This window comes from Methyloceanibacter marginalis, from assembly GCF_001723295.1.
GTDB classification, from domain to species: domain Bacteria; phylum Pseudomonadota; class Alphaproteobacteria; order Rhizobiales; family Methyloligellaceae; genus Methyloceanibacter; species Methyloceanibacter marginalis.
This window is the reverse complement of record NZ_LPWD01000077.1, coordinates 1-4,439: the sequence shown is the minus strand read 5'-3', so window position 1 is coordinate 4,439 and position 4,439 is coordinate 1. Positions and strand designations below refer to the sequence as shown.

Genomic DNA, 4,439 nt, shown 5'->3' with positions numbered 1-4,439 from the left:
CGCGGCAAGCGGCCGGTCTCCGATCTACCCGTCTCCGATCGACAAGGGAGCGCGCCATGAAAGACGGAAAGCCACCCTATCTCGGCTTTGGATTGGGCCTTCGGCCTCAGCACTATGAGGAGATCCTCTCGGGCAATCCCGACATCGATTGGTTCGAGGTCATCTCCGAGAACTACATGATCCCCGGCGGTCAGCCGCTGCGCATCCTCGACCAGATCCGCGAGCGCTATCCGGTGGTCATGCACGGCGTGTCGCTCTCCATCGCCTCGACCGCGCCGCTCGACATGGACTATCTTGGCGCGCTGAAGACTCTTTCGGAACGAGTCGAGCCGAAATGGATTTCCGATCATCTCTGCTGGACCGGGGTGCACGGGGTGAACCTGCACGACCTGCTGCCGGTGCCCTATACCCAGGAGGCGCTCGATCACGTGGTGGAGCGCGTGAGCCGGGTGCAGGATGTCTTGGGCCGCCGCCTGACGCTCGAGAACGTGTCGAGCTACGTCACCTTCGGCGACAGCGAGATGAGCGAGTGGGAGTTCGTCAGCGAGGTCGCGACTAGAGCCGATTGCTGGCTCTTGTTCGACGTCAACAACGTCTATGTGAGCGCCTTCAACCACGGCTTCTCGACCGACGATTTTTTGCATGGCGTGCCCCGCGACCGCATCGTCCAGTTCCATGTGGCCGGGCATAGCCACGAGGAAAGCCACATCATCGACACCCACGACCATCCGGTCTGCGACGAGGTCTGGGATTTCTATCGCGAGACCGTCGCGCATTTCGGTCCCGTATCCACCATGATCGAGCGGGACGACAATATCCCGCCGCTCGCCGAGGTCGTCGCGGAACTGGATATTGCGCGACAAATTGCGCGCGACGTGCAGCAGGTTACCGCGCAAAAACCGCATAAGAATGCACAGGCGATTGCGGCGGTATGACCGGCCTCAAACAGCTCCAGGAACGCTTCCAGGCCGGCATCCTCGCCGGCGAGGACACCATTTTGGACGACGTCAAGGACAGCGCCCGCGAACGGCGAAGCGTGCTGTTCGGCGTCTACCGCAACGCCTATGTCGCTCGACTCGCTGAGATTCTCGGCAACGACTATACGCAGCTGCACACCTATCTGGGCGACGAAGCTTCGCCAAGCTCGCCAGCGCCTATATTGCCGCGCATCCCTCGGACCGGCGCAACGCCCGCTGGTTCGGCCGTCACCTGCCCGCCTTCGCCAAGGAAACCGCCCCCTTTACCAGCCATCCCGAGATCGCCGAGCTCGCCGCGCTTGAGAAGGCTTTGGACGATGCGTTTGACGGGCCGGACGCCACGCCACTTACGATCGGCGATCTGGCGACGATCGCGCCTGAGGACTGGCCACGTCTGACGTTCCAGCCTCACACGACGGCGATCCGCCTCACCTTCACCACCAACGCTGTCGAGATCTGGTCGGCGCTGAAGGACGGGATTTCACCTCCGGCACCGGCGCGACAGCCCGAGCCCCAAGCGCTTATCGTGTGGCGCCAGGATGACATGGCGCGCTTCAGGCCGCTCGCCGCCGAGGAGGCCATGATGTGGGACGAAACCGTGCACGGCGTGCGCTTCGGCGTCCTCTGCGAGATGCTGGCGACCTTCGCCGGCGAAGAGGACGCGGCGCTGCGCGCCGCCACCTATGTCAAAACCTGGATCGACAGCGGGATGCTGACGGGCTGTGAGTCTCAGCAGCCCTTGGGAGAGGCGCAATCCGGCGCCCCCTCGTTCGGTGCCGGGAACAGGGCGTCGGTGCGGCCCGTCAGCCAATAGGCGAACAAGCCGACCCACTCACGCATCGCCGTATCCACCCGCCGCAAGCCTTCCGACACCTTGTCGAAAGGCCTGGTCAGGTCCTCCTTCCCGCGCGTGCGGTAGTCTACCGGCCACGGCTCGACGTAGAAGCCTGCCTGGCGGAAGGCTCCCATGGAGCGGGGCATGTGATAGGCGACGTGATCAGGAGCCAGCGCTTGGTGAGATCGAGCTCCCCTTTCACCTCGAGTTCCTTTTTGAGATAGACCGCATTCTCGTAGGTGTCCCGGGCATCGGATTCGAGGATCAGCCGATCGCGGGCAATGCCGAGCGCGGTGAGAAGCGCCGCCGCTCCCTCCGCCTCGCTATCGGACTTGTAGAGAATCCCCGCATCGCCGCCCGAGAAGGCTACTTTTGCGTCCGGGAAGCGGTGCGCCAGGATCGCCCCTTCCAAGAGCCGCTCGCCCGCCTCGTTGAGGGTCGGCGCCTTGCGTGCGCTGCCGACCAGCCGGTCCTCCGCCCCGCCGAGAATGATGATGCCGGTGGGTGCCGGCGGCTCGTCGAGATCGGCTCGCGGAAAGCGATTCTCGAGCGGCACGGTCAGCGCATTGCCCAGCGGCGACAGGCCGACGACCAGAAGCAAAATGGCGCCGATGGAGACGAAACGCCGCCCCCAGCGCGCCCAACCGGTCCAAATCAGAATCGCCCCGTAGCCGATCAGCAGCGCAATGAGCGTCGACGGCTGGAGCACGAACCACACCGCCTTGGCAAGATAGAAGAACATCAGGCCTCCCTCGCCCCTAGAATAACCACAAAGCGGCGAGCCCGAGGAAGGCGAAGAATCCCACCACATCGGTCACGGTGGTGACGAAAACCCCCGAAGCGATGGCCGGATCGAGGTCGAGCGCCTCCAGGCCGAGCGGAATCAAGATGCCGGCCAGGGCCGCGGCGAACAGATTGACCACCATGGCGACCCCGATCACGAGCCCAAGCTCGTCGCTGCCGAACCAGAAATACGCGATGGCCGCCATGATGACGGCGAACAGGAGACCGTTGAGCAGTCCCACGGCGGATTCGCGAATGATCACCCGCACGGCGTTGACGCGCCCGAGATCCTGGGTGGCGAGCGCACGCACGGCCACGGTCATCGTCTGGGTTCCGGCGTTGCCGCCCATGGAGGCGACGATCGGCATGAGCACGGCGAGCGCCACCATCTCTTCGATGGTCGCCTCGAAGACGCTGATCACCAAAGACGCGAGAATGGCGGTAATCAGATTGGCGAACAGCCAGGTGAACCGAAGCCGCGTGGTCTCCCAAACAGTATCGCTGACGGATTCGCCGCCGACACCACCCATCGCCAGGATGTCTTCCGATGCCTCTTCCTGGACAACCTCGACCACGTCGTCGGCGGTGATCACGCCCACGAGCCGCTTGTCCTCATCGATGACCGGCGCCGACGTCAGATTGTAGCGCTCGAACTGGCGCGCCACCTCCTCCTGGTCGGCCTCGACCATGATCGGGCGCAAATCCTCGTCGGTGATGGATTCGATCGTCGTCGGCCGCTTGGAACGCAGCAAACGGTTGAGGGCCACCGAACCGATGAGGTGGTAGGCGGGATCGACCACAAAGATCTCGTAGAAGCGATCCGGGAGATCCTCGGCCACGCGCATGTAGTCGATGGTCTGCCCCACAGACCAGAACGGCGGCACGGCGATGAGATCGGTCTGCATGATGCGGCCGGCGGAGTCTTCCGGATATTCCAGGCTCCGCTGCAGCGCGATCCGCTCGAAGTAAGGAAGCTTGGCGAGAATGTCCTTCTGATCGTCCTTGTCGAGGTCCTCGAGCAGATAGACGGCTTCGTCGGAATCGAGCTGTTGCAGCACCTCGGCGACTTGCTCCGGCGGCATGTCCTCGAGGACCTGGTCGCGGACCGCCTCGTCGAGCTCAGGCAGCGCGGCCGCCTTGAAGTCCTCGCCGAGCGCCGCGATAAGCTCCGCGCGCTCCTCGGGCCGAAGCAATTGGATCAGGTCGGCGAGATCGGCTTCGTGCAGGTCGAGCGTGAGCGCCCGCACTCGCGCGATATCGTCCGCCTCCAGCGCGTCCGAGACCGCGTGGAGGAAGTCGGAGCGGATGCTCCCTTCCTCGTCGCGCAGTTCAACCTCGGTTGCGGCGTCCTGCATCGCGTCCAATCGCTGGGTTTTATCCGTCAAGCCGGAAGGAGCGCGGCCACCGGAGAGCCGGCGCGCTCCCGGCCGGCGACTCGCGCGCTGCCGGCCAGCCTGTGATATCAGGCGGCCGCGCCCTGCCTATGGCGCTGGAAACCACAAGTTTTGAGGGAGGTGGTGCGGTCGAGAAGACTCGAACTTCCACGGGAGTTACCCCACAGCGACCTCAACGCTGCGCGTCTACCAATTCCGCCACGACCGCATTAAAAACCGGAAGACTAGTGCCCCGGATATGGCGATAAGCCACCCCATCGGCAAGCAATTCCGGGGCCCGCTGCCTTACCAAACCTGTCCCAGGGGTGCAAGGTTTGCTCTAGACTATCTCTGCCATGACACTTTCCCCCACGACCCTGGCCTCCAAGCCCACTTCCATGCCCGTTGAATGGCTCACGGCGCCAGAGCCCGTTCCTTACGCGGAGGCCCTCGCCGCCATGGACGCCCGCG

General features: G+C 64.2%; 4 protein-coding genes, 1 tRNA gene and 1 pseudogene. 3 read left to right on the top strand and 3 right to left on the bottom strand.

Annotated elements, in window-relative coordinates; all coding sequences use genetic code 11:
- The first annotated feature begins 56 nt into the window (after nucleotides 1-56).
- The 3 genes from bufB to AUC71_RS18520 are packed head-to-tail and all read left to right on the top strand — an operon-like array spanning nucleotide 57 to nucleotide 1,791.
- Nucleotides 57-935, top strand: a complete 879-nt coding sequence (gene bufB, locus AUC71_RS03675) for an MNIO family bufferin maturase (RefSeq protein ID WP_069623180.1) — start codon at nucleotides 57-59, stop codon at nucleotides 933-935.
- The gene (locus AUC71_RS03670; protein ID WP_069623179.1) at nucleotides 932-1,375 is read left to right on the top strand and encodes an HvfC/BufC family peptide modification chaperone; all 444 of its coding nucleotides are present in this window, start codon (nucleotides 932-934) and stop codon (nucleotides 1,373-1,375) included. Before bufB ends, AUC71_RS03670 begins: the two co-directional genes overlap by 4 nt.
- The gene (locus tag AUC71_RS18520) at nucleotides 1,288-1,791 is read left to right on the top strand and encodes a hypothetical protein (protein ID WP_193427010.1); all 504 of its coding nucleotides are present in this window, start codon (nucleotides 1,288-1,290) and stop codon (nucleotides 1,789-1,791) included. Before AUC71_RS03670 ends, AUC71_RS18520 begins: the two co-directional genes overlap by 88 nt.
- Here the strand turns inward: AUC71_RS18520 and AUC71_RS03660 are convergent.
- The 3 genes and pseudogenes from AUC71_RS03660 to AUC71_RS03650 form a co-directional block, all read right to left on the bottom strand.
- Nucleotides 1,707-2,554: pseudogene (locus AUC71_RS03660) on the bottom strand (YdcF family protein). The gene AUC71_RS18520 and the pseudogene AUC71_RS03660 sit on opposite strands and share 85 nt — an antisense overlap.
- A 16-nt stretch (nucleotides 2,555-2,570) precedes the next feature.
- The gene (gene mgtE / locus AUC71_RS03655) at nucleotides 2,571-3,950 is read right to left on the bottom strand and encodes a magnesium transporter (protein ID WP_069623177.1); all 1,380 of its coding nucleotides are present in this window, start codon (nucleotides 3,948-3,950) and stop codon (nucleotides 2,571-2,573) included.
- Between the two features lie 160 nt (nucleotides 3,951-4,110).
- Nucleotides 4,111-4,197, bottom strand: a tRNA-Leu gene (locus tag AUC71_RS03650).
- Between the last annotated feature and the right edge of the window lie 242 nt (nucleotides 4,198-4,439).